We start from the raw sequence: 23,447 nt of genomic DNA, 5'->3' as shown, positions 1-23,447 counted from the left end.
GTGTTGAAGAAACTGCGCCTGGTCCGGTTGTTGCCGGACAGGCGGTTCAAGGCTCATTTGTTGCGGAATGTTTCTGGCTTCGACGCGGAAATATTCGGTTACAAAAAAATGAAAACCGCCCGCCGTGAAGTGGCTATAGTGTTTTTCAACAACACCTGATTGATAACGTCACGAGCCCGAATGAGCGTTCCGCCCCATATACTGATCGTCGATGACGACCCGGAAATCCGCTCGTTGTTGTCGCGCTATATCAGCGAGCAGGGTTTTCGCGTTTCGGTGGCGGGCGATCGCCGCGAATGCGAAAAGCGTCTCACGGAGACCAACCCCAATCTGATTGTTCTGGATGTCATGTTGCCGGATGGTTCGGGCCTCGACATTTGCAGGCGGCTGCGTGACCGGGAGCCTAGCATTCCGGTCATCCTGCTGACTGCATTGAAAGAGGATGTGGATCGCATCATCGGTCTGGAAATCGGCGCGGATGACTATCTGGGCAAGCCGTTCAATCCGCGCGAACTGACGGCTCGCATCAAGGCTGTGCTGCGCCGCAGCCAGCATGTTCCATTATCCACTAATGATGATGTTACGCTTTTCCATTTCGGCGCCTTCGTCCTCGACCCGCAGCTGCGCAAGGTTGCGAGGGATGATGGCGCGCAGGTCGATCTGACGGCGGCTGAATTCGATCTGCTCAAAGTATTCGTGGAGCGTCCTGGTCGGCTATTGTCGCGTGACCAGCTGCTCGATTTCACACAGGGGCGGGGACGCGGCCCGCTTGATCGCTCGATTGACGTTCTTATGAGCCGGTTGCGCCGCAAGCTTGATGACAGTCAGGCTGGCGATGTATTCAAGACCGTGCGCAATGGCGGCTATCAGCTGACGATACCGGTCAAAACATCGGTTGTGACGCGATGAACACATTGCGCAATCGCATCGCTCTGTTGTTGATCTGCGCCATCGTCTCCGTTGTGGGACTGGCGACATTTGCGGCGGACCGCGTACTCAGTCCGCCGCCGCGCGAACTGACGTCTGATCCGCTGGCGCGCCAGATCATGCTGCAGGTGTCGCTGTTCACTCAGAACCCGGCAGCAGCGCAAGCCTATGGCCTTGTCGTTCAGGACAAACCCATTGATACGAATGTCGATGAGAGGGGAACCCGCTTCATCTCGCGCGCGCTGGCTGCAAACGGTAAGGACTGGCCGCTGATCGTCAGCCATGCGGACACGCCGAGGACGGACAATGTCTCGGTCAAACTTGGCGAGGATCGGTGGATCATTTTGCAAATTCCGCAAATGGGGCCGCCGGAAGGCGCCGCTCGCGTGCTGGCTTTGTGGGTCTGCCTGATTGTGCTGGGCAGTGCTGTCATTTCATTGTTCGCCGCTGCCAAGATCACGAAGCCGCTGCGCCTGCTCGAAGGGGCGGTGACGCGCATCGGGCCGGATGGCGTCCTGCCGCTGATCCCCGAAACCGGATCGGGCGAAGTGCGCGCAACTGCAAAGGCCATCAACCGCCTGTCAACGAGGCTCAAGACGGCAATGGAAAGCCGCATGCGGCTGGTTGCCGCCGCCGGTCATGATCTGCGCACACCGATGACGCGGATGCGGCTGCGCGCCGAATTCGTCGCAGATGAGGCGGAGCGTGCGAAATGGCTGGCAGATCTCGAAGAGCTCGATTCCATCGCCGACAGCGCCATTCGTCTCGTGCGCGAGGAAGTGGACAGCAACGGCGCGACGGAGATTTTGCAGCTCGACCGCCTCGTGACCGAACTGGTCGCGGAACTGCGGGCGATTGGCTATTCGGCAGAGTTGCAGCCGGTGAAAACCGCGCAGCCCCTCGTCGTGCAGGCCAACCCGATTGCGCTGACGCGCGCCTTGCGCAACCTGATGATCAACGCGGCAACCCATGGCCATCACGCTGTTGTGTCGAGTGTTGAGAAGAACGGCGAAGCAGTCGTTCTTATAGAAGATAACGGTCCGGGCATTCCTGAAGAATTGATAGGGCGCATTTTCGAGCCCTTCTTCCGGGTCGATGCGGGACGCCGGAAAATGCATCCCGGTGCGGGGCTTGGGCTGGCCATCGCCAAGGAAATTATCGAGCGCATGGGAGGGCGCATCGATATCGCCAACAAAACGCCGAACGGCATCGCGCAAACCGTGACGCTGCCGGTCGCAACCAAATCGCTCAGTAAACAAGGTTTATAGTATGGTTCAGCCGCTGATTTCCCGTAGCAAACCGTGTCGCTTCCTCCCAGATGCGCGGTCTTTCGGAATGGCGCTGGCCGCCGCGTCGCTTCTGCTGGTTTCTGCCTGTTCGCAGGAGCAATCCCAGAAGGCGGGCACCAATGCCGCGGCGCTGCCGAAACCGGAGGTTGGCGTTGTGACCTTGCAGCCGCAATCGGTCTCGATCAATGCCGAAATGCCGGGGCGCACCACCGCGTCGCTAGTGGCGGAAGTCAGACCACAGGTTGGCGGTATCATCGAGCAGAGGCTGTTTACGGAAGGCAGCGAGGTCAAAGAGGGCGATGCGCTCTATCAGATCGAACCTGCCAGCTATAAGGCTGCCTATGAGAGTGCAGCTGCCGATCTCCAGCGGGCGGAAGCGACTGTACCCAGCGCGCAATCCATGGTGACGCGCTATCAGGGGCTGATCAAGCAGAACGCCGTCAGCAAGCAGGACCTCGACAATGCGGTTGCATCGCTGGCGCAGGCCAAGGCCGATGTTGCGGCAGCGAAAGCCGCGCTGGAAACGGCGCGTATCAACCTTGATTATACGTCGATCAAGGCGCCGATCAGCGGACGCATCGACCGCTCGACCCTGACGCCCGGCGCGCTGGTGACAGCCAGCCAGGACACGGCGCTGACCACCATCCGCACGCTTGACCCCATCAATGTCGATGTGACGCAATCGAGCACCAATCTGCTCAATCTTCGTCAGGCCATCCAGGATGGGCGCATCAAGATCAGTGGTGAAAATGTCAGCGTGCGGCTCAAGTTGGAAAACGGCGCGATCTATCCGCTGCCGGGCAAGCTGGAATTTGCAGAATCCGCAGTCAGCGAGACGACGGGCACCTTTACGCTCCGCGCCACATTCCCCAATCCGGATCGACTGCTTCTGCCGGGCATGTACGTGCGCGCGCTGGTGGAAGAGGGCGTTGCGCCCAACAGCTTCCTCCTGCCGCAGCGCGGCGTTTCGCGCAATGCCAAGGGCGAGCCGACCGGCCTTTTCGTCAATGCCGAGAACAAGGTAGAGGAGCGCGTCCTCGAAGTCCGCCAGAGCGTCGGCAATAATTGGCTGGTCAACGGCGGCGTTGCGGCTGGCGACCGGGTCATCGTGGAAGGATCGCAGCTCGTCCGCGCCGGTCAGGAAGTGCAGGCGGTCGATGTCATTGTTGATGATACGACCGGCGAGGTGCGCGAGCGCAAACAGGCGCAGACGACCGATGGCGCTGGCAGTCAGTTGACCCAGAACCAGACCGGCAACGCGGCGGTGAAGGAATAGACCATGTCGAATTTCTTCATCAACAGGCCCAATTTTGCCTGGGTCATTGCGATTGTCATCATGCTTGGCGGTTTGCTGGCGCTGAGTTCCCTGTCGATCTCGCAATATCCGCAGATCGCGCCGACCACGGTGCGCATCAGCGCCACTTACGCGGGCGCAGATGCCGAAACGGTCGAAAACTCGGTTACCAAGGTGATCGAGCAGGGCATGACCGGCATCGACAATCTGGATTACATGACGGCCAACTCGACCTCGACCGGCTCGGCAACGATTACGTTGACCTTCACCAGCGCCGCCGATCCCGACGTGGCGCAAATGCAGGTGCAAAACAAGCTGCAGCTCGTCCAGTCGCAGCTGCCGGAGAGCGTACAGAGCACGGGTCTGACAGTCAGCAAGTCGTCCGAAAGCTTTCTGATGGTCATCGGCTTTGTCTCGACCGATAGCAAGCTGACAGCCAACGATCTGGCTGACTATATCGACAGCTCGCTCAACGATACGCTGAAGCGCGTCGAAGGCGTGGGCGATACGCGCATTTTCGGTTCCGGCTATGCAATGCGCATCTGGCTGGACCCCGACCAGCTTGCGAAATATGCGCTGATGCCGGGCGATGTCGCTTCGGCGATTGAGGCGCAGAACACGCAGGTTTCGGCTGGTCAGCTGGGCGCAATGCCAGCCAATAAGGGTCAACAGCTCAATGCGACGGTGACGGCGCAAAGCCGTCTTCAAACGCCGGAACAGTTCCGCAACATTATTTTGAAAAGTACGACCGATGGCGCGCTGGTGCGGTTGAACGATGTGGCCCGCGTGGAACTGGGTTCGGAAAGCTATACGAGTGAATCCAGTTATAACGGTCTGCCTTCGGGCGCCATCGGCATTTATCTCGCCACCGGCGCAAATGCGATCAGCACGGCGGAAGGGGTGCAGGAAGCAATCGGGAACCTGAAGGAAACGCTGCCAGCGGGGGTGGAGGTCGTTTATCCTTATGACACGACGCCCTTCGTGCGCTTGTCTATCGAGGAAGTGATCAAGACACTGATCGAGGCGATCATTCTGGTTTTCGTCGTGATGCTGGTGTTCCTGCAAAACATCCGCGCCACGCTTATTCCAACGCTGGCCGTTCCGGTGGTTCTGTTGGGCACGTTCGGGGTGCTGGCGATCTTCGGCTATTCCGTCAATACGCTCACCATGTTCGCCATGGTGCTGGCCATCGGCCTTCTGGTGGATGACGCGATTGTCGTCGTGGAAAATGTCGAGCGCGTGATGGAGGAGGAAGGACTTCCGCCAAGGGAGGCCACGATCAAATCCATGGGCGAGATCACCGGCGCACTGGTTGGCATCGCGACGGTGCTTTCGGCGGTGTTTATTCCGATGGCCTTTTTCGGCGGATCGGTCGGCGTCATCTATCGCCAGTTCTCGGTCACCATCGTATCGGCGATGATCCTGTCGGTGGTGGTCGCGCTGATCCTGACGCCCGCTTTGTGCGCCACGCTTTTGAAGCCGGTCCAAGGCCATGCGAAGCAGCGCGGCATTTCCGGTTGGTTCAATCGCGGTTTCGACCGGACAACGAATGCCTATCGCCGTGGCGTGAATGGAATCCTCACGCGGTCATTCCGTTACCTTCTGGTCTTCGCGCTGATCGTGGTTGCCATGGGCTGGATGTTCAACCGTCTGCCAAGCTCGTTCCTGCCGCAGGAAGATCAGGGCACGCTGATGACCAGCGTTCAGCTTCCCGTGGGCGCTACGCAGGACCGTACCGAACGGGTCATGAAGCAGGTGACGGATTTCTATCTCAATCAGGAGAAGGATGCGGTCGAAGGCGTGATGAGCGTAATCGGCTTTGGTTATGGCGGGCAGGGACAGAATGTCGGTCTGGCCTTCGTGCGTCTGAAAGATTTCGAAGCGCGCCAATCTGCTGATCTGTCGGCAAGCGCGGTCGCCGGACGCGCCATGAAATTCTTCTCGACAATTCGCGACGGCAAGGTTTTTGCGCTGGCGCCGCCTGCCATTCAGGGCATGGGCAATTCGAGCGGCTTCGATTTCTTTCTGCAAGATGTCAATGGCGCCGGTCACGCCAAGCTGATCGAGGCACGCAACCAGTTGCTGGCGCTGGCGGGCAAAAGCAACCTTCTGGCCAATACGCGCCCGAACGGGCAGGAAGATACGCCTGAATTCGCGATCAATATCGATCAGGAAAAGGCGAGTGCTTTGGGCGTTTCGCTGGCCGATATCAACAGCACGCTGTCGACAGCCTGGGGCAGCGCCTATGTCAATGATTTCATCGACAGGGGTCGCATCAAACCGGTCTATGTTCAGGGCGACAGCAATTTCCGCATGCAGCCGGAAGATCTGGAGAAATGGCAGGTCCGCAACGCCGATGGCATCATGGTGCCGTTTTCAGCCTTTGCAACCGGCTACTGGAAATATGGCTCGCCGCGACTGGAACGCTATAACGGCTCGTCCGCCGTGGAAATTCAGGGCGAAGCGGCACCCGGCGTCAGTTCCGGTGTCGCTATGGATGAAATAGACAATCTGATGACGCAATTGCCGTCCGGATTTGCCCATGAATGGACCGGACTTTCCTATCAGGAACAGCTTTCCGGCAATCAGGCAGCCTCACTCTATGCGATTTCGGTTCTGGTGGTGTTCCTATGTCTCGTCGCGCTTTATGAAAGCTGGTCCATCCCGTTTGCAGTCATGCTTTCCGTGCCGATCGGCATTTTCGGCGCACTTTTGGGCGCAACGATTTTCGGGCAGAGTAACGACGTTTATTTCAAGGTCGGTCTTCTCACCACCATCGGTCTTGCCGCAAAGAATGCTATTCTGATCGTCGAATTTGCGATAGAGCGGCAAGCGGCAGGCATGGGGCTGGTCGAGGCGACGCTGGAGGCCGCTCGACAGCGCCTGCGACCGATCCTGATGACATCATTCGCCTTCATTCTGGGCGTCACTCCGCTGGCCATTGCAAGCGGTGCCGGTTCGGGTGCGCAGAACGCAATCGGTATCGGCGTCATGGGCGGGATGATCGCCGCAACCGTGATAGGTGTCTTTCTTGTTCCGCTGCTCTTCGTTGCCGTTCGGCGCATCTTCAAGGGCAAATCCAGTCAAACTCAATCGGTGTCGCCGCAGACGCAGACGGAATCAAACCATGTCGACAAATGATCTCACCCGCCTTGCAGCGACTTTTGACCACAACCCCTGCACCAGACAGGATCAGCGCGTCCGCCGCATGATGAAAGTGCTGGCCACGTTGTGTCTTGTTGCGACCGTCAGCGGTTGTGTGGTCGGGCCGGACTATCAGTCGCCCCTGATCAACATGCCTTCCAACTGGGGCAACAAGAAGCAGCAAAAACCGGCAAAGCCCGCGGAACTGGCCGAATGGTGGAAGCGGCTCAACGATCCATTGCTCAATGCTTTCGTAGAGGAAGCGGTTGCGGGCAATCTGGATGTTGCAACCGCCAAGGCCCGCGTGCGCGAGGCGCGCGCTACCTATCGTCAGTCGGTCGGCACGCTGCTGCCGTCACTGGACGGTTCCGCTTCGGCGACCCGCAGCCGCACAGGCTCTTCGGTCAGTGGCACGGCGAGCACCAGCAGCCAGTTCCAGAGCGGACTGGATGCAAGCTGGGAAATAGATCTGTTCGGCGCCAACCGCCGGTCGGTGGAAGCCGCCAAATACGGCATGGATGCCTCGGAAGAAGACCTGCGCAATACGCTCGTGACGCTGATTGGCGATGTAACTACGAATTATGTCGAAGCACGCGGTTATCAGGCGCGTGCCGCGCTGGCCCGGCGGACCGCCGCTTCACAGCGCGAAACGGCGACCCTGACGCGCAACAAATTCGAGGCGGGCGCATCGTCGGCGGTCGATCTTTCCAACGCATCCGGTCAGGCGGCTTCGACAGAGGCCAATATACCGGACCTTGAAGCGGCCTATGCCGCTTCCGTGCATCGGCTTTCTGTGCTGACAGGTCGCGCGCCTGCCGCACTTGCCGAGCGCATGAACAAGGTTAAGGCGATCCCCAAGCCGAAACTGCCGATGCCCACGGGCATTCCGGCAGACATTCTTCTCTCCCGCCCGGATGTGCGGCTGGCTGAACGTCAATATGCGCAATACACGGCCAAGGTCGGTCAGGCGGAAGCCGCCCGCTATCCAGGTCTCAGCCTGACGGGCGATATTGCGACCTCGGCCACCAAGATCGGCGATCTCGGCAAAAGTTCGTCGATCAGCTGGTCGTTCGGCCCAACCCTCACGGTTCCGATCTTCAATGGCGGCCAGCTGAAGGCAGCCGTCGAGATGGCGCAGGCGCAGCGCGACCAGTATTTTATCGCCTACCGCTCTTCGATCCTGACCGGGCTTGAAGAAGTCGAAAACGCTATCGTTTCGCTGGCGCAGGAGCGCATCAAATCGTCCAAGCTTGCAACATCGGCTCGCCATTATCGCGAGGCGGCGTCGCTTGGACGTTCGCTCTATCAGTCGGGTACGCAGAGCTTCCTCGATCTTCTGGAGGCCCAGCGTTCGCTCTATTCGGCGGAGGATTCACTGATCGCCAGCCAGGTTCTGATCACTACCGACTATATCGCGCTCAACAAGGCGCTTGGCGGTGGCTGGAGTGGCGCCATTGAAGTTTCCAAACCGGAAGTCGTGGACGTGAATACGGGTCCGCGTCTTCCGAAGAGAAATGCGGTGGCCACTGCCGCCGCCAACTAAGTTAAATCCCCCTCATACGGATTTGGTGGTCGCATTCCGGCATGTGCTGCCAATGTCACACATTGGCCAAGGCAGATGCCGGAATTGAAAAGATTGCCAGCAATTATAGATTTCTACTGGATTTTTCGAATTCGACCCTTGATCATGCGGCCCTGTGAGGCCGGTTTCCGAGGTCACGTTCAATCCACGAGCATATGCAAGGTTCCCTGAATGCGCTTTAAACGTCTCGTCGTCACGACCGCAGTCCTCATCGCTGTGGCCGTGTGCGGATATTTTTACTGGCGCAGCCAATCGTCGTCCCAAACACCATCGATGATGACCGCCACTGCGACCCGCAGCGACATCGAAGTCACGGTGCTTGCCACGGGAACCATTAAGCCGGTTCGTCTGGTTGCGGTCGGCGCGCAGGCATCGGGCCGCATCACATCGGTCAAGGTGAAGCTTGGGCAGGTCGTGAAGGCGAATGACCTCATTGCTGAGATCGACTCCACCACGCAGAAAAACGACCTGCGAACATCCGAGGCGTCACTTGCCAACATGCAGGCGCAGTTGAAGGAAAAGCAGGCGACGCTGGCGCTGAACCAGCAGACGCTGAACCGCCAGAAAGCCATGCTTGCCAAACATGCTGTTTCGCAGGCCGATTACGACACGGCTGCTGCCGATCTGAATGTGACGCAGGCGCAGATTGAATCGCTCAGGGCCCAGATCAAGGCAGCCGAAGTTGCCGTCGAGACCGCCAGAGCCAATCTCGGGTATACGCAGATCACCGCGCCGATTGAGGGAACCGTTCTTTCCATCGTCAGCCAGGAAGGCCAGACGGTCAACGCAACGCAATCCGCACCGACGATTGTTATTCTCGGCCAGCTTGACCGGATGACGGTTTATACGGAAATTTCCGAAGCTGATATCGTCCGGGTGAAGCCCGGCCTGCCGCTTTATTTCACGGTGCTCGGCGATCAGGACCGCCGCTATGAAGCAAGCCTTGAATCGGTGGAACCGGCGCCGGAATCGATCAAGAGCGACAGCAGCTTCAGTTCCTCAAGCTCGTCCTCGTCGTCCTCTTCGAGCAGTACGTCGTCGGAGGCGATCTATTATAATGGCCTTTTCACCATCCCGAATGAAGACGGGCATCTGCGCACCTATATGACGGCGGAAGTGCACATCGTTCTCGGGCAGGAGAACAATGTCCTGACCATTCCGTCCTCTGCCTTGGGTGCGCCCGATGCGGATGGCCGCTATACGGTGCGCGTGGTCGATGACAAGGGCCAGATCTCACGCAAGAAGATTGAAATCGGCCTGAACAACAAGGTGATGGTTCAGGTGAAATCGGGCCTCGATGAAGGCGAACGCGTCGTCACCGGCCAATTGGCGGCAGGTGCTGCGGCAAGCCCCAGCCCGGGTGGCCGTCGCGGCCCGCCGATGGGCTTCTGATCATGACGGAACCGTTGATCCGCCTCAGAAAAGTCCGGCGGGAGTACCCGTCGGGGGACAGTTCCATCGCGGTCCTCAAAGACATCGACCTCACCATCAATTCTGGCGAGATGGTGGCGATTGTCGGTGCGTCGGGGTCGGGTAAATCCACGCTGATGAATATTCTCGGTTGTCTGGACCGTCCAACGTCCGGCAGCTACGAAATCGGCGGTCGCGAAACCGCCTCCATGGATGTGGATGAACTGGCCGCGCTGCGGCGTGAGCATTTCGGCTTCATCTTCCAGCGTTATCATCTGCTGCCAGAGCTGACGGCCATCGGCAATGTCGAGATACCGGCGATCTATGCTGGTATCGACCCGTCGGCGCGTGCCAAGCGCGCCGGGTCCTTGCTGACGCGTCTTGGCATGGGTGACCGGCTGCATCACCGGCCCGGCCAGCTTTCCGGCGGGCAGCAGCAGCGCGTCTCTATTGCGCGCGCGCTGATGAACGACGCTAGCCTTATTCTGGCCGACGAGCCGACCGGCGCGCTCGACAAGCATAGCGGCGAAGAGGTGCTGCGCATTCTGGGTGAGCTGCATGCCGAAGGGCGCACGGTCATCATCGTCACCCACGATATGTCGATTGCCAGCAAGGCAGAACGCATCATCGAAATCAGCGATGGCGAGATCATCGCCGACCGTCCGGTGGAAAAGACCGAAATCGTGGAAAGCGCCGTCAGCCCGGAAGATGCGGCCTCGAAGCGCAAGCGCGCGCTGTCGCTCTATGGATTGATGGGTTCGATCCGCGAGGCCTTTCTGATGGCATTGCTCTCGATGCGGGCGCATAAGCTGCGCACCTTCCTGACCATGCTGGGCATTATCATCGGCATCGCTTCGGTCGTCAGCGTCGTGGCGCTAGGGCGCGGTTCGCAGGAGCGGGTGCTGGCCAATATTTCCAGCCTCGGCACCAATACGCTGGAAATTTTCGCAGGCAAGGATTTCGGCGATGTGCGATCCGGGAAAATCACCACGCTGGTGGTTTCGGACGCTTTGGAACTGTCCAAACAGCCCTATGTCGCGGCTGCCACGCCAACAGTCTCGACAAACAGCACGGTGCGTTTCGGCTCGCAGGAGTCCAATGCGCTGGTAAATGGCGTCAGCGAGCAATATTTTGTCGCCAAGGGCAGCAAGATTGCCGATGGACAGTTTTTCGACCGCGAAAGCGTGCGAACCACGGCGCAGGATGTGGTCATCGACCAGAACACCAAAAACGCGCTGTTTGCCGATATCAATCCGGTGGGACAGGTGCTGCTGATCGGCAATGTTCCCGCGCGCATTGTCGGCGTGATGGAGCCGCAGCAGGGCGGTTTCGGCTCCAATCAAAACCTGTCGCTTTATCTGCCATACACCACCGTTCAGGCACGGTTTCTGGGAAGCAATTCGCTGCGCAGCATTACCTTGCAGGTCAAGGACGGGATCGATACGGCGCTGGCCGAGCAGTCGGTCACCGAATTTCTGTTGCAGCGCCACGGCACCAAGGATTTCTACATCCTGAACACCGACGATATTCGCAAGACGATCACCAGCACGACCCAGACGCTGACGCTTCTGGTGGCGGCAATCGCCATTATTTCGTTGATCGTCGGCGGCATCGGGGTGATGAACATCATGCTCGTCACGGTGTCCGAACGTGTTTCGGAAATCGGGGTACGCATGGCGGTCGGCGGGCGACAGAGCGATATCTTGCAGCAATTTCTGATCGAGGCGGTGCTTGTCTGCCTGATCGGCGGCGTTCTGGGCATTCTGACGGCGCTCGGCTTCGGCTTGCTCTTCAGCTTGTTCAGCTCGAATTTCAGCCTTGTCTATTCAACCACGTCGATTATCGCAGCTTTCCTGTGTTCGACGCTGATCGGTGTCGTGTTCGGCTATCTGCCAGCGCGAAACGCTTCGCAACTGGACCCGGTCATCGCGCTTTCCAAGGGGTAAGTGCGACGACTAGCGCCAAACGCAGGTTTGCAGCGGCACTCTTAAAAAAAATCAGCGGCAATAAAAGAAAATGCGTGTGTCTGTAGGGATTTTTGCTAAATCCCTACAAAATAATAAAAATTTATAAGCTGAACTCTGCCCCCGATCCTTTAAAAATACGGATAAAGGTTGCAGTGCTCACTGTTCGTCATCTGATTGTAACAGAAATGGGCGAAGCATCCGGACATTCGCAGTTCGTTGGGGGACAACGGCTGCGGGGATGTATTGAAGAGGGGTGAAATATGGCGGGTTTGGCTACCATCGAAAATGTTGAGGCGATGTCTTGCACGCTGCCAAGGCGGTGCATGATGTCGCTCGCTTGCACAATAGCTGCCCGCGGCATGTAGCGTTTCCACCATCTGCACGGGTTCCACCGGGAAGCTGCAGAAATCCTCAAAACAGCGCTCCGGGCATCCGGGGGATCGAAAATCCAGATCCCGCAAAAGTGGGAGAGCGGCGGGCCATGGCTAATTATGACTGTTGCAGAATTTCAACGGTCGCTAATGAAGTAACGGTCTGTATCTTATTGGGAAAAAACGCCATTGACTAACGAAACCATCAATGAAAATCGTATTATGCAATCGTAAAAAACGACTCGTAAAAAAATCGAAACTTCTATCAACTTGATCCTGGAGGTCAGAAATGAACATCAAGAGCCTTCTTCTCGGCTCCGCTGCAGCGCTCGTTGCAGTTTCCGGCGCACAGGCTGCCGATGCAATCGTTGCACCGGAACCTGAAGCAGTTGAATATGTCCGCGTTTGCGATGCTTACGGCGCTGGCTACTTCTACATTCCGGGCACCGAAACCTGCCTGCGCATCAGCGGCTACGTCCGTTACGACGTAAAGGGCGGCGATGACGTCTACACCGGCGTAGACCGTGAAGGCTGGGACAAGGGCGCACGCTTCACGCTTCGTACCCACACGGCTTCGGAAACCGAACTCGGCACCCTGAAGACCTACACCGAAACCCGCTTTAACTACGGCGCCAACAATAGCCGTGAAGATGGTGATTACGGTTATACGACGCAGGGCGTTGATTTCCGTATCGGTTACATCCAGCTCGGCGGCTTCAAGGTTGGTATCGACGAATCCGCATTCCACACCTTCACCGGTTACCTCGGCGGCGTCATCAACGATGACGTGGTCGGCGCAGGCAGCTACACCACCGGTCAGATTTCGTACACCTACAAGGGCGGCAACGGCTTCTCGGCTATCCTGGCTGTTGAAGAAGGCGGCTCGGGCTACGTCATCGACGGCTACACCCCGCACATCCTCGGCGGTCTGAAGTACGAAGGCGGCTGGGGTTCGATCGCAGCTGTTGCAGCTTACGACTCGGTCATCGAAGAATGGGCCGCCAAGGTTCGCGGTGACGTGAACATCACCGACCGCTTCTCGGTTTGGTTGCAGGGTGGTTACGCTTCGGAAGAATCTCCGGTGCAGAACTACGGCCAGTGGGGCGGCGATTGGGCTGTCTGGGGTGGCGCGAAGTTCAAGGCAACCGACAAGGCTACCTTCAACCTTCAGGGCGCACACGACGACTGGGGCAAGACTGCAGTTACGGCTAACGTAGCTTACCAGCTCGTTCCTGGCTTCACGATCACCCCGGAAATTTCGTACACCAAGTTCGGTGGCGAATGGCGTGATCTCGCTGTCGAGAAGGACGCTTGGGGCGGTATCGTTCGCTTCCAGCGCTCGTTCTAATAACACATATCAAGATCGGATATCGGGGCATCGTCCCGATATCCGGACAGGTTTCGTCTAGGTTTATGTTCGCAGTAATGTGTCGGGTTATCTGACGAAGCTTGAAAATATGAACTGATAATAATGTGACCTCCAGTCCATTGTTATAGACAGGCGACAGGTCTCCGATCTGTCGCCTGCTTTTTATCGGGGCGGCGGTATTGCCATTTGGGTTGCCCTTTGAAGCGCACCAGTTCGGGTCGAGCAAAGCGGCTCCCCGGCCGTAACTCCCGCTATTTTTCAGAAAACTGCTTTCCGTTTCGCCTCATCACGCGCCGATCACATTGGCGTGCCCTCAAGCGAATGGAACTCCCGCGCGTGCAGATTTTTGTTATAAATTTGTCACGGAGGATTTACCGCGCGTGAACATCATCGTAACAGCACCCCGGACGGACGGAACAGTGACGCAAACCGGTTTGAGCAATCTTCAGGTGGAAGTTGCGCATAAGATGCTGGCGCTTATCACCAAGGAGCGCTGGCAGATCGGTGATCGCATTTCCGATGCCGCGATTGCGCGCGAATTGCATGTCTCACGCTCGCCGGTCCGGCAGGTTTTGCATCTTCTGGTGGAGCGGGGGATCGTCGCGCAGGCACCGAACCGTGGTTATCTGTTGCAGCGTTTTCCGAAACAGGACGAGCTGTCGAACGAGATTTTGCCGCCGTCCGATTTCGAAGACCTCTATCACAGGCTGATGAGCGCGCGTGCTTCCGGTTCGATCGGCCTGGAAGTTTCTGAAGCAGCCCTCGCGGAACAGTTCGAAGTGACCCGTGGAACGGTGCGCCGCACATTGATGCGCTTTGCCGCCGAAGGACTGGCCGAGCGGCTTCCAGGCTACGGCTGGCGCTTTGCCGAAGCGCTCGACAATGAACATGCCGTCAATGAAAGCTATTCTTTCCGGGTGGTCATCGAATGCGGCGCGCTGACACAAGCTGATTACAGCCCGGTTCTCTCCGAGTTGCAGGAACTGCACCGCGAACAGCTTGAAATACTCGAACGCCCGATATCCGATTTTCCGGATGGGTTTTGGTTCGACGTCAATGCGAATTTCCATGAAACGCTGGTGTCATGGGCCAATAACCGGTTTCTCACCCAGGCTCTGCGCTGGCAGAACCATTTGCGGAGACTGACGGAATCCTGTGAGTTTGAGCGTATGGGCGAAGCGCGAATTCGTCAGGCCTGCGCGGACCATCTGGAAATTTTGCAGGCTATCGAGGCTGGGGATTTCGAATTTGCAGCCGCATTGCTGAAGCGGCATATCGCGCGTCCAGCTCACGATAGCGTTTGATTCCGCGCGGCATTTTTCAACGAATGAAATGGAAAAGGCCGGGATCCGAAGCGATCCCGGCCTTGTTCTTGGTTAGATTTTGGCGGCCTGCACAAAGCGCGGATCGAAAGTCTGCGCAAATGAAATATCCGCGCTGGAAAGCTCCGGATCGAGCGCCTTCAACATTTCATAGAGGCTCTTGAAGCCTTCTTCGGCAATCAGGCCCTTTTCGGAATACATGGCGCGGGATTTCTCAAAGCCGGTTTTGTAGAGTTCGCGGTCGCCAAGCAGATATTCCTCCGGCACGGCGTCGGCAACGTCGTCGGCGGATGCCTTGTGAATCCAGTCCAGCGACTTGACGAAGGCATTGACGACGCGCTGCGTGGTGATCGGGTTTGCGTCGATAAAGCTCTGCTGCACATAAACTGTCGCGGCCGGATTGGTGCCGCCGAACAGCTGTCGCGTGCCTTCTTCTGTGCGGGTGTCGATCAGCAGAGTGATATCGCCATCGACTTCGAGGCGGGTGATTACCGGATCGAGATGGACGAGAGCGGCGATTTCGCCTTTCTTGATGGCTGCAACCGCGCTTGCGCCGCCGCCAACGCCGATAATCGACGCGGCATCTTCCGACAGACCGTTCTTCATGAGTGCATATTGCAGGAACAGCGACGTGGAGGAGCCGGGCGCCGTAACGCCGACATTCTGGCCCTTCAGGTCGGCAATGGTCTTGATTTCGCCTGCGAGGTCCTTGCGCACGCCGATGCAGATGCCCGGGAAACGTCCAAGTTCGCAGACTGCCTTGATGTCCTGGCCCTTGTTCTGCATGCGGATCGTGTGTTCGTAAGCGCCCGTCACGACATCGACCGAACCACCGATCAGAGCCTGCAACGACTTCGCGCCGCCGCCAAAATCGTTGACCGTTGCCTTCAGGCCCTGTTCTTCAAAGAAGCCTTTGCGCTCGGCAATCGTTAGCGGCAGGTAGTAGAAAAGCGGCTTGCCGCCGACGCCGAACATCAGTTCGGGTTTTTCTGGCGTTGCCGATGCGTCCTGCGCATAGGCGGGCAGGCGGGAAGCAATGCCGGCCAGTCCAAGAGCTGCGGCGCCCAGCAGGGCGTCTCTGCGATTAATCTTCATGATTTTCCTCCTAGAGCATTTCCAGCAAAAGTGCGTAGCGGTTTTGCGTGGGATAATGCGTGAAAACAAATAGATAGAGCGGTTCCATGATTCCATTTTGACCGGAACCGCTCTCGTAAGCGCGACGCGCCGTTATGCGTTGTGGCTTGCGGCTTTGGGGCGCCAGACAAGCAGGCGCTCCTCGATGATGGTGACGCCCCAGTCGATGATCAGCACAAAGACGGTCAGCACGAGCATACCGGCGACAACGCCGGTCACGTCGAACACGCCTTCCGCCTGATGAATGAGGTAGCCAAGCCCCGCCGAAGAACCGAGATATTCGCCCACGACCGCACCCACGACGGCGAAGCCGACAGCGGTATGCAGGCTCGAAAACATCCATGACAAAGCCGAGGGCAGGTAGACGTTGCGCAACAATTGCCGCTCGTTCATGCCGAGCATGCGGGCATTGGACAGCACGGTCTGGTTCACTTCCTTCACGCCCTGATAGACGTTGAAGAAGACAATGAAGAACACCAGTGAAACGCCAAGCGCTACCTTGGACCAGATGCCGAGGCCAAGCCACAGCGCAAAAATCGGTGCCAGAACAACACGCGGCAGGGAGTTGGCGGCTTTCACATAGGGATCGAAAACAGCTGCCAATATGGGCTTGCGCGCAAACCAGAAGCCGATCAGGACACCCGCAATCGAGCCGATGGCAAAGGCGAGCATGGCTTCGAGCAGCGTGATGCCGAGGTGATACCAGATCGTGCCTTCGGCAAACCATTTATAGGTGCGCAAGGCGACATCGCCCGGCGTGGCGAAGAAGAATTTCGCCTTGGCGGGGTTGCCGAAAAGATGCGTGGCGGTAAAGACATGCCACACGAGAATAACGGCGACAGCAATACTGAGCTGCGCCAGAAACAGCATTGGCTTTTTCATGAACGTCCTCCGGCGCGGTCTCCACTCGTCTGCTGGTAGCCCTTGAGGACTTCTTCCTTGAGCGCGCTCCAGATTTCCCGGTGGATTTCGTGAAACTGGTTGTCGAGGCGGATTTCGGAAATCTCGCGAGGGCGTTCGAGCGGAATGCGATATTCCGCCATGATGCGCGCCCTCGGACCGGCAGACATGATGACAACGCGGTCAGCAAGCGCGATGGCTTCTTCGAGATCATGCGTGACGAACATGACCGCCTTCTTGTCTTGCGACCACAGATCGAGCAGCAAATCGCCCATGATGACGCGGGTTTGCGCGTCCAGCGGGCCGAATGGCTCATCCATCAGCAGATATTTCGGATTGCGGATCAGCACCTGCGCCAGACCCACACGTTTGCGCTGGCCCCCGGAAAGCATATGCGGATAGCGGTCGCCGAAGCTTGCAAGCCCGACACGGGCCAGCCATTCCTGCGCATGTCTGCGGGCTTCGGCCTTTGTCGAGCCCGCGATTTCAAGACCGATGGCGACATTGTCGAGCACCGTCTTCCAGGGCATCAGCGCGTCCTGCTGGAAGAGATAACCCGCCTTGCGATTTAGCCCTTGCAGGCGCTGGCCGTTGATCTCGACAATACCCTGCGCGGGCGTCAGAAGACCGGCCACAGCATTCAGCAAGGTGGATTTACCGCATCCGGTTGGGCCGACAATGGCGACGAATTCGTTTTCCGCGACCTTGAGATTGCTTTCGGCAACCGCATCGAACCGACCGCCATCGGCCAGTTTGAACGAAATCTCTACATTCTTCAGCTCGATGGCCGTCTTGTCGGTTCCACCCGCCTGCGCGTGCTTTACTTCGGCGCTCATCGTCTTCTCTCCTTGGGAAGTCGACGAGACGCCTTGCCGCAATATTGCATATAATCACTCCTCCGAAGGCGCACTTCAACGATGGGGGTTGGGCAAGACGGCCAGAAGTCAGGGTCCTGCACGTCGCGAATGAAGCGCGCGAACGTTTAATTTCAGCCTTCCTATACCGCTCTTGCAACAAGGCGCAATGGAAAGCTGACCGCGCTTTGCATTATATCTACATAAATAAGTCTATACGAAATAATATTGCCGTCTGGCAATGTGCCGCAAATTGGCAGCGCATATCGCCTCTTTCGTCCGTCGAAGCGGGGCTTTAAAGTCCCAATTTAAAAAGCCGTCCGGCGATGTTGGGAGGAGCTAGGCGTGACGCTTCGATATCAGATTCTGGCTCTGGCCATTGTGCCGTTGATCGTCGCGATCCTGACGGTCACGGCCTTCATCACGTGGCAATCGGCCAATCTCGTGCAGAGCAGCATCGCGACTTTTGAGAAAAACATGCTGAAGGCGAAGGAGACCGAGCTTCTGAACCTCACCAATCTGGCTCTGTCAGCAATCCAGAAAATCTATGACGAGGCCGGTCCCAACGATACAGCGGCCATGCAGAAGGTGACGAGCATTCTCACCTCGCTCGATTATGGGCGGGACGGCTATTTCTTCGTTTATGACTATGACGGCAACAATGTCGTGCATCCGCGCCAGACCTTTCGTCCCGGTCAGAACTGGCTCAATCTAGTCGATCCTGATGGTGATCATGTCATTGCCAATCTGATCGACAAGGCAAAGCAGGGGGGCGGGCTGCACCAATATAAATGGGAAAAGCCGTCGAGCGGCGAAATGGCCGACAAGCTGTCCTTTGCGGTTGGGCTGGATAAGTGGAAATGGATGCTGGGAACCGGCGTTTATCTGGATGATGTTTATGCGCAGACGGCGGCGGCCAATGCCGATTTTCGCGCCAATATCCGCAACACGTTTCTGGTGGTCAGTCTCATCGCCGTGCCTGCCGTCATGCTGGTTTTCGCAACATGCATGTTGTTGAACATTCGCGAGCGGCGCATGGCGGACAGCAAGCTCAAGGAGCTTGCCCAGCGCATCATCGATACGCAGGAGGAAGAACGCGCCCGTCTGGCCCGCGAACTTCACGACGGCATTTCGCAGAATCTGGTGGGCGTGCGCTATGCCATCGATCTGGCCAGCCGTCAGGTGCATACGGGCAGCGACGGTGCGCCGAGGGCCATTGAGAAGGCATCGGATGTGCTGAACGGCGCGATCAAGGAGGTGCGGCGGCTTTCGCATGATCTGCGACCGCGCATTCTGGACGATCTCGGCATGACGGTGGCGCTGAAAGCGCTCTTTGAGCATTTCGCGGAGCGGACGGGTATCGAGACCCGCTTTGAGGCCGATACGCTGCGGGTCAATCTGAAACCGGAGCCGAGCACGGCGCTCTACCGGGTGGCGCAGGAAGCGCTGACCAACATCGAGCGCCATTCGGGCGCGAGCGCGGTCTCTGTGCGCCTTTGGGATTCGAACGGGCGCGTGACGATGACGGTGAGCGACAATGGCAATGGATTTGCCGGTCATGATCTGAAAGGGGCGGCGTCGGGACTTGGCCTCAGAAATATGCAGGAGCGCATAGCACATTTCGGCGGTGTGCTCTTGGTGGAAACCGGCAGTGATGGTACGCAGTTGACCGCGCGCCTGCCGCTTTCGGCAGTCGAAAGACCTATGACGAAGCCGTCCATGTTCAAACCGGAAGTCGCATGACGAAAGAATGCAAGATTCGCGTATTGCTGGTCGATAATCATCCGCTGGTTCTCGACGGCTTGCGCGCCGTGCTTGAAACCTATGACGACATTGAAATCGCGGGCGCTGCATCCAATGCGCGGCTGGCGCTGGATATGGCGCAGACCGCCAAGCCCGATGTCGTGCTGATGGATATCAATATGCCGCTTCTCAACGGTATCGATGCCATCGAGCTTTTCAAGCGGCAACTGCCGGGTACGCGCATTCTGATGCTCTCCATGCATGACAGTCGCGAATATATCTCGACCTCGATCATGCGCGGTGCTTCGGGCTATGTGCTGAAGGATGTTTCGACGAGTGAAATCGTCGCCGCCATCCATGCGGTCGCATCGGGCGGAGCCTATTTTTCCTCCGGCGTTTCGGAAGCACTTCTCGACAATGCCGAGAAGAAGGCGGAAGGCCTGTCGTCGCGTGAAAACGATGTGCTGGTTCTGGTTGCCGAAGGTAGCAGCAATCGCGAGATTGCTTCCGCGCTCGGCATATCGGAAGCAACAGTCGAGACTCACCGCAAGAACATCAAGAAAAAACTCGGTATCGCCAGCACCGCCGGATTGACCCGTTATGCCATTGAAAACCGGCTTGGCTTTTCAGAAAGTTAGCCGCCGGAAGACGGGAAAGCTCTGCTTATTACCCACTAGTGGGTAATTGTGCTTTTGTTGCGACTATCGTCTGCTTGCGGGTGGATTCCCGCGCACTTATTCTCTTTTGCAAAACGGCTTGAGGAGGCCGAAACAAAAGGGGAGGAGCAATGTCAGTTTTGCTGGCGTTGTCGCGCGCTATTGACGCGGCCAATAATTTCATCGGAAAAGCAGTATCCTGGCTGATACTCGTGGCGGTGCTGATCAGCGCCATCAATGCGGTTTCGCGCAAGCTTTTCAATCTCAGTTCCAACGCATGGCTGGAAGCGCAATGGTATCTGTTTTCGGCGGTTTTCCTGATCGCCGCCGGTTACACGCTGCTACACAGCGAGCATGTGAAGGTCGATCTGCTCTACAGCCGTTATTCGCGCCGCACCCAGCTGCTGGTCGAGATTTTCGGCACTATCGTCTTCCTGCTGCCCTTCTGCCTCATCACGATCTATCTTTCATGGCCCATTGTGGAAGCGAAGTTCGCCAGCGGTGAAACCTCCAACAATACAGGCGGGCTGGTTCTCTGGCCTGTCTGGACGCTGATCCCCATCGGTTTCGGACTCTTGGCGCTGCAAGGCCTGTCCGAACTCATCAAACGCATTGCCATTCTGCAAGGGCGTCTACCGGACACGGTGGCAGCTGAAGACGCAGAAGCCCAAGCGCTCTGAGGGGGACGGATATATGGTTGCTTTCTTCGCGGAAAATCTCGCGCCGCTGATGTTCCTCTCGCTGATCGTCGTGCTTTTGCTCGGCTATCCGGTGGCTTTTGCGCTTGCCTTTGTCGGGTTTGCCTTCGGTTTCGTCGGCATCGAAATGGGGCTTTTGCCGGTCAATCTGTTCGGGGCCATACCCGACCGCATCTTTGGCCAGATGTCGAACGAAACCCTGCTCGCCATTCCTTTCTTCACCTTCATGGGGTTGATATTGGAGCGAAGCGGCATGGCCGAAGACCTGCTCGACACGATCGGGCAGTTGTTCGGCCCCGTGCGCGGTGGCCTGGCCTTTGCGGTGATTATTGTCGGCGCACTTCTGGCGGCGACCACCGGCGTCGTTGCCGCTTCGGTGATTTCGATGGGCCTGATATCGCTGCCGATCATGCTGCGCTACGGCTATGATCGAAAAGTGGCCAGCGGCACTATTGCCGCTTCCGGCACATTGGCGCAGATCATTCCGCCGAGCCTCGTTCTGATCGTTCTCGCCGACCAGCTCGGTCGGTCGGTTGGGGATATGTATAAGGGCGCGCTCGTGCCGGGCCTGATGCTGGTCGGCTTTTATTGCGCCTACATCATCGGCATGTCGATCCTACGGCCTCAGACTGTTCCAGCCTTGCCGTTGCAGGCCCGCACCTTGAAGGGGTGGAAACTGGCGCAGCGCGTGGTGGTCTCGCTCGTGCCGCCGCTGGTGCTGATCTTCCTCGTTCTGGGCACGATCTTCATCGGTGTCGCTACGCCGACGGAGGGCGGCGCAATGGGCGCGGTCGGTGCGCTTCTGCTTGCGATCATCAATCGCCGCCTGAACATGAAGATGCTGACCTCGGCGCTTTACGCCACGGCGAAGCTTTCGTCTTTCGTCATTTTCATTCTGCTTGGCGCACGTGTGTTTTCGCTCACCTTCTACGGTGTCAACGGTCACGTCTGGGTTGAGCATCTGATGACGTCGATTCCCGGCGGCGAAGTCGGCTTCCTGATCGTCGCCAATATTCTCGTCTTCTTTCTGGCCTTCTTCCTCGATTATTTCGAGCTGGCCTTCATCATCATCCCGCTTCTGGCGCCGGTTGCCGACGCGCTCGGCATCGATCTCGTCTGGTTCGGCGTCATGCTGGCGGTAAACATGCAGACATCGTTCATGCATCCACCGTTCGGCTTCTCCCTGTTCTATCTGCGTTCGGTGGCGCCGTCGCGCGCCTATAAGGACAAGGTAACGGGAGCCACGATCCAACCGGTCACGTCGGGCCAGATCTATATGGGGTCAATCCCGTTCCTGCTGATCCAGCTGGTGATGGTCGCGATCATCATCGCGTTTCCCGGTATCGTTACCCATTACAAATCCGGCCATCCGGTCGCCGATCCGTCGACGATCCAGATCAACGTGCCGATGCCGGGTGCGGATGGCGGCAATCCGTTCGGCACTGCGCCCGCCCCATTCGGTGCGCCTTCGCCGTCCACGGACCCGCTGCCCGCCCCATCGTTCGGATCGCCGCAGCCAAGCTTCGGACAACCGGAAAAGCCAGCGCAGTAACCGAGGGGAGACCAGTTACCGCGCCGGTGATAAGTGAAACAGTTTTGGAGGAGGAAAACATGAAACAGGATTTGAACCGCCGTACATTTCTAACCAAGGGGGCGGCCATCGGAGCCGCCGCCGCCACAAGCGGTGCGGCGCTGGCCACACCGGCAATCGCAGATGAATTGCCGAACATACGCTGGCGTCTGACATCGGGCTTCCCAAACAATCTCGACACGATCTATGGCGGCGCGGTCTTTATGGCCAATGCTCTGTCGAAGATGACGGACGGCAAGTTCCAGATACAGGTGTTTCAGGCGGGCGAACTGGTGCCCGGTCCGCAGGCTATTGACGCGGTGCAGGCCAATACCGTCGAAATCGCCCATACCTGCGGCTATTATTTCACCGGCAAAAACCCGGCTTTCGCCATCGGCACCGCTATTCCCTTCGGCATGAACACGCGCCTGCAAAATGCATGGCTCTATCATGGCGGCGGCAATGAGCTTTATAACGAATTCCTTTCCGATTACGGCGTTGTCGGTATCGTCGGCGGCAACACCGCTGCACAGATGGGCGGCTGGTATCGCAAGGAAATCAAGAGCCTCGAAGACCTGAAAGGTTTGAAGATGCGCATTGCCGGTGTGGCTGGTGAAGTCATGTCGCGCCTTGGCGTCGTGCCGCAGCAACTGCCCGGCGGCGACATCTATCCGTCGCTGGAACGCGGAACCATCGATGCCGCCGAATGGGTCGGCCCGTATGACGATGAGAAGCTCGGCTTCTACCAGATCGCGCCTTACTACTACTATCCGGCGTTCTGGGAAGGTGGCGCTTCGGTGCATTTCTTCGTCAACAAGCAGCAATATGAAAGCCTGCCGGAAGCCTACAAGGTGGCGCTGAACACCGCCGCTCAGGCTGCAACGCAGAACATGATTTCGCTCTATGACGTGAAGAACACCGGTGCAATCCGCTCGCTGGTGTCGAAGGGCGTAAACTTGCGGCCTCTCCCGCGCGACGTGCTGGATGCCGCTTACAAGGTCACCTTCGATCTCTACGCTGAATATACCGAAAAGAACCCGGCCTGGGCGAAGATCTATCCGAGCTGGAAGAAATTCCGCGACGAGGGTTTCGAGTGGTTCCGCGTCGCTGAATATACCTATGACAGCTATGTCTATGCCGCGCAGGCGGCGGGCAAATAGCGTAGCGTCAAGCCTGTTGAACTTAGAGAAGGGGTCGGTTTACCGTCCCCTTTTCCA

18 protein-coding genes are annotated in these 23,447 nt (G+C 57.9%); 15 read left to right on the top strand and 3 right to left on the bottom strand.

What is annotated here, in order from left to right:
* The 10 genes from HWD97_RS14310 (at position 1) to HWD97_RS14265 (ending at position 14,657) form a co-directional block, all read left to right on the top strand.
* Positions 1-159, top strand: coding sequence for a hypothetical protein (locus HWD97_RS14310; protein WP_167836076.1), 159 nt, complete (start codon positions 1-3; stop codon positions 157-159).
* 21 nt (positions 160-180) lie between these two features.
* Positions 181-909 carry a response regulator gene (locus HWD97_RS14305; protein WP_109367149.1) on the top strand — a complete coding sequence of 243 codons (729 nt, stop codon included), beginning with the start codon at positions 181-183 and terminating at the stop codon, positions 907-909.
* On the top strand, positions 906-2,195 hold the full coding sequence (locus HWD97_RS14300) for an ATP-binding protein (protein WP_109367150.1): 1,290 nt from the start codon (positions 906-908) through the stop codon (positions 2,193-2,195). The genes HWD97_RS14305 and HWD97_RS14300 overlap by 4 nt, the downstream gene beginning before the upstream one ends.
* Positions 2,196-2,262: 67 nt before the next feature.
* The gene (locus tag HWD97_RS14295; protein ID WP_235858951.1) at positions 2,263-3,492 is read left to right on the top strand and encodes an efflux RND transporter periplasmic adaptor subunit; all 1,230 of its coding nucleotides are present in this window, start codon (positions 2,263-2,265) and stop codon (positions 3,490-3,492) included.
* Positions 3,493-3,495: 3 nt separating this feature from the next.
* Positions 3,496-6,651, top strand: coding sequence for an efflux RND transporter permease subunit (locus HWD97_RS14290; RefSeq protein ID WP_121538205.1), 3,156 nt, complete (start codon positions 3,496-3,498; stop codon positions 6,649-6,651).
* A 67-nt stretch (positions 6,652-6,718) separates the two neighbouring features.
* The gene (locus tag HWD97_RS14285; protein ID WP_371835164.1) at positions 6,719-8,197 is read left to right on the top strand and encodes an efflux transporter outer membrane subunit; all 1,479 of its coding nucleotides are present in this window, start codon (positions 6,719-6,721) and stop codon (positions 8,195-8,197) included.
* A 210-nt stretch (positions 8,198-8,407) separates the two neighbouring features.
* Positions 8,408-9,628 carry an efflux RND transporter periplasmic adaptor subunit gene (locus HWD97_RS14280; RefSeq protein WP_121538207.1) on the top strand — a complete coding sequence of 407 codons (1,221 nt, stop codon included), beginning with the start codon at positions 8,408-8,410 and terminating at the stop codon, positions 9,626-9,628.
* Positions 9,629-9,630: 2 nt separating this feature from the next.
* Entirely contained in the window at positions 9,631-11,592 is a 1,962-nt protein-coding gene (locus HWD97_RS14275) for a MacB family efflux pump subunit (protein ID WP_121538209.1), read from the top strand.
* 681 nt (positions 11,593-12,273) lie between these two features.
* Positions 12,274-13,332 (top strand): porin, encoded by a 1,059-nt coding sequence (locus tag HWD97_RS14270; protein WP_109367155.1) that lies wholly within the window; start codon positions 12,274-12,276, stop codon positions 13,330-13,332.
* A 401-nt stretch (positions 13,333-13,733) separates the two neighbouring features.
* Positions 13,734-14,657 (top strand): GntR family transcriptional regulator, encoded by a 924-nt coding sequence (locus HWD97_RS14265; RefSeq protein ID WP_235858952.1) that lies wholly within the window; start codon positions 13,734-13,736, stop codon positions 14,655-14,657.
* A 72-nt stretch (positions 14,658-14,729) separates the two neighbouring features.
* Here HWD97_RS14265 and HWD97_RS14260 read toward each other — a convergent pair whose 3' ends face one another.
* The 3 genes from HWD97_RS14260 to HWD97_RS14250 all read right to left on the bottom strand — a co-directional run bounded on the left by HWD97_RS14260 (position 14,730) and on the right by HWD97_RS14250 (position 17,545).
* Positions 14,730-15,770, bottom strand: a complete 1,041-nt coding sequence (locus HWD97_RS14260) for an ABC transporter substrate-binding protein (RefSeq protein WP_109367157.1) — start codon at positions 15,768-15,770, stop codon at positions 14,730-14,732.
* A gap of 132 nt (positions 15,771-15,902) precedes the next feature.
* Entirely contained in the window at positions 15,903-16,691 is a 789-nt protein-coding gene (locus HWD97_RS14255) for an ABC transporter permease (RefSeq protein WP_121538211.1), read from the bottom strand.
* A complete protein-coding gene (locus HWD97_RS14250; protein WP_171317548.1) occupies positions 16,688-17,545 on the bottom strand; it encodes an ABC transporter ATP-binding protein in 858 nt (285 codons plus the stop codon). The genes HWD97_RS14255 and HWD97_RS14250 overlap by 4 nt, the downstream gene beginning before the upstream one ends.
* A 363-nt stretch (positions 17,546-17,908) precedes the next feature.
* On the opposite strand from HWD97_RS14250, the gene HWD97_RS14245 reads away from it, so the two are divergent.
* The 5 genes from HWD97_RS14245 (at position 17,909) to HWD97_RS14225 (ending at position 23,390) form a co-directional block, all read left to right on the top strand.
* Positions 17,909-19,306 carry a cache domain-containing protein gene (locus HWD97_RS14245; protein ID WP_121538215.1) on the top strand — a complete coding sequence of 466 codons (1,398 nt, stop codon included), beginning with the start codon at positions 17,909-17,911 and terminating at the stop codon, positions 19,304-19,306.
* Positions 19,303-19,944, top strand: a complete 642-nt coding sequence (locus HWD97_RS14240; RefSeq protein WP_121538217.1) for a response regulator transcription factor — start codon at positions 19,303-19,305, stop codon at positions 19,942-19,944. The genes HWD97_RS14245 and HWD97_RS14240 overlap by 4 nt, the downstream gene beginning before the upstream one ends.
* A gap of 149 nt (positions 19,945-20,093) precedes the next feature.
* Entirely contained in the window at positions 20,094-20,642 is a 549-nt protein-coding gene (locus tag HWD97_RS14235; protein WP_109367162.1) for a TRAP transporter small permease subunit, read from the top strand.
* A gap of 13 nt (positions 20,643-20,655) precedes the next feature.
* The gene (locus tag HWD97_RS14230; protein ID WP_109367163.1) at positions 20,656-22,212 is read left to right on the top strand and encodes a TRAP transporter large permease subunit; all 1,557 of its coding nucleotides are present in this window, start codon (positions 20,656-20,658) and stop codon (positions 22,210-22,212) included.
* Positions 22,213-22,271: 59 nt separating this feature from the next.
* Positions 22,272-23,390, top strand: a complete 1,119-nt coding sequence (locus HWD97_RS14225) for a TRAP transporter substrate-binding protein (RefSeq protein ID WP_109367164.1) — start codon at positions 22,272-22,274, stop codon at positions 23,388-23,390.
* The last annotated feature ends 57 nt before the right edge of the window (positions 23,391-23,447 follow it).

The organism is Ochrobactrum sp. C6C9, from assembly GCF_022627935.1.
In the GTDB taxonomy this organism is placed as follows: domain Bacteria; phylum Pseudomonadota; class Alphaproteobacteria; order Rhizobiales; family Rhizobiaceae; genus Brucella; species Brucella teleogrylli.
Note: the sequence above shows the minus strand (reverse complement) of the source record. Positions and strands in the feature narration are given on the sequence as shown.

What these genes read in the sequence shown, in the direction of transcription:
- HWD97_RS14305 (WP_109367149.1), top strand. Translation starts at nt 181, where the DNA reads ATGAGCGTTCCGCCCCATATACTGATCGTCGATGACGACCCGGAAATC.
- HWD97_RS14300 (WP_109367150.1), top strand. Translation starts at nt 906, where the DNA reads ATGAACACATTGCGCAATCGCATCGCTCTGTTGTTGATCTGCGCCATC.
- HWD97_RS14295 (WP_235858951.1), top strand. Translation starts at nt 2,263, where the DNA reads ATGGCGCTGGCCGCCGCGTCGCTTCTGCTGGTTTCTGCCTGTTCGCAG.
- HWD97_RS14290 (WP_121538205.1), top strand. Translation starts at nt 3,496, where the DNA reads ATGTCGAATTTCTTCATCAACAGGCCCAATTTTGCCTGGGTCATTGCG.
- HWD97_RS14285 (WP_371835164.1), top strand. Translation starts at nt 6,719, where the DNA reads ATGATGAAAGTGCTGGCCACGTTGTGTCTTGTTGCGACCGTCAGCGGT.
- HWD97_RS14280 (WP_121538207.1), top strand. Translation starts at nt 8,408, where the DNA reads ATGCGCTTTAAACGTCTCGTCGTCACGACCGCAGTCCTCATCGCTGTG.
- HWD97_RS14275 (WP_121538209.1), top strand. Translation starts at nt 9,631, where the DNA reads ATGACGGAACCGTTGATCCGCCTCAGAAAAGTCCGGCGGGAGTACCCG.
- HWD97_RS14270 (WP_109367155.1), top strand. Translation starts at nt 12,274, where the DNA reads ATGAACATCAAGAGCCTTCTTCTCGGCTCCGCTGCAGCGCTCGTTGCA.
- HWD97_RS14260 (WP_109367157.1), bottom strand. Translation starts at nt 15,770, where the DNA reads ATGAAGATTAATCGCAGAGACGCCCTGCTGGGCGCCGCAGCTCTTGGA.
- HWD97_RS14255 (WP_121538211.1), bottom strand. Translation starts at nt 16,691, where the DNA reads ATGAAAAAGCCAATGCTGTTTCTGGCGCAGCTCAGTATTGCTGTCGCC.
- HWD97_RS14250 (WP_171317548.1), bottom strand. Translation starts at nt 17,545, where the DNA reads ATGAGCGCCGAAGTAAAGCACGCGCAGGCGGGTGGAACCGACAAGACG.
- HWD97_RS14240 (WP_121538217.1), top strand. Translation starts at nt 19,303, where the DNA reads ATGACGAAAGAATGCAAGATTCGCGTATTGCTGGTCGATAATCATCCG.
- HWD97_RS14235 (WP_109367162.1), top strand. Translation starts at nt 20,094, where the DNA reads ATGTCAGTTTTGCTGGCGTTGTCGCGCGCTATTGACGCGGCCAATAAT.
- HWD97_RS14230 (WP_109367163.1), top strand. Translation starts at nt 20,656, where the DNA reads ATGGTTGCTTTCTTCGCGGAAAATCTCGCGCCGCTGATGTTCCTCTCG.
- HWD97_RS14225 (WP_109367164.1), top strand. Translation starts at nt 22,272, where the DNA reads ATGAAACAGGATTTGAACCGCCGTACATTTCTAACCAAGGGGGCGGCC.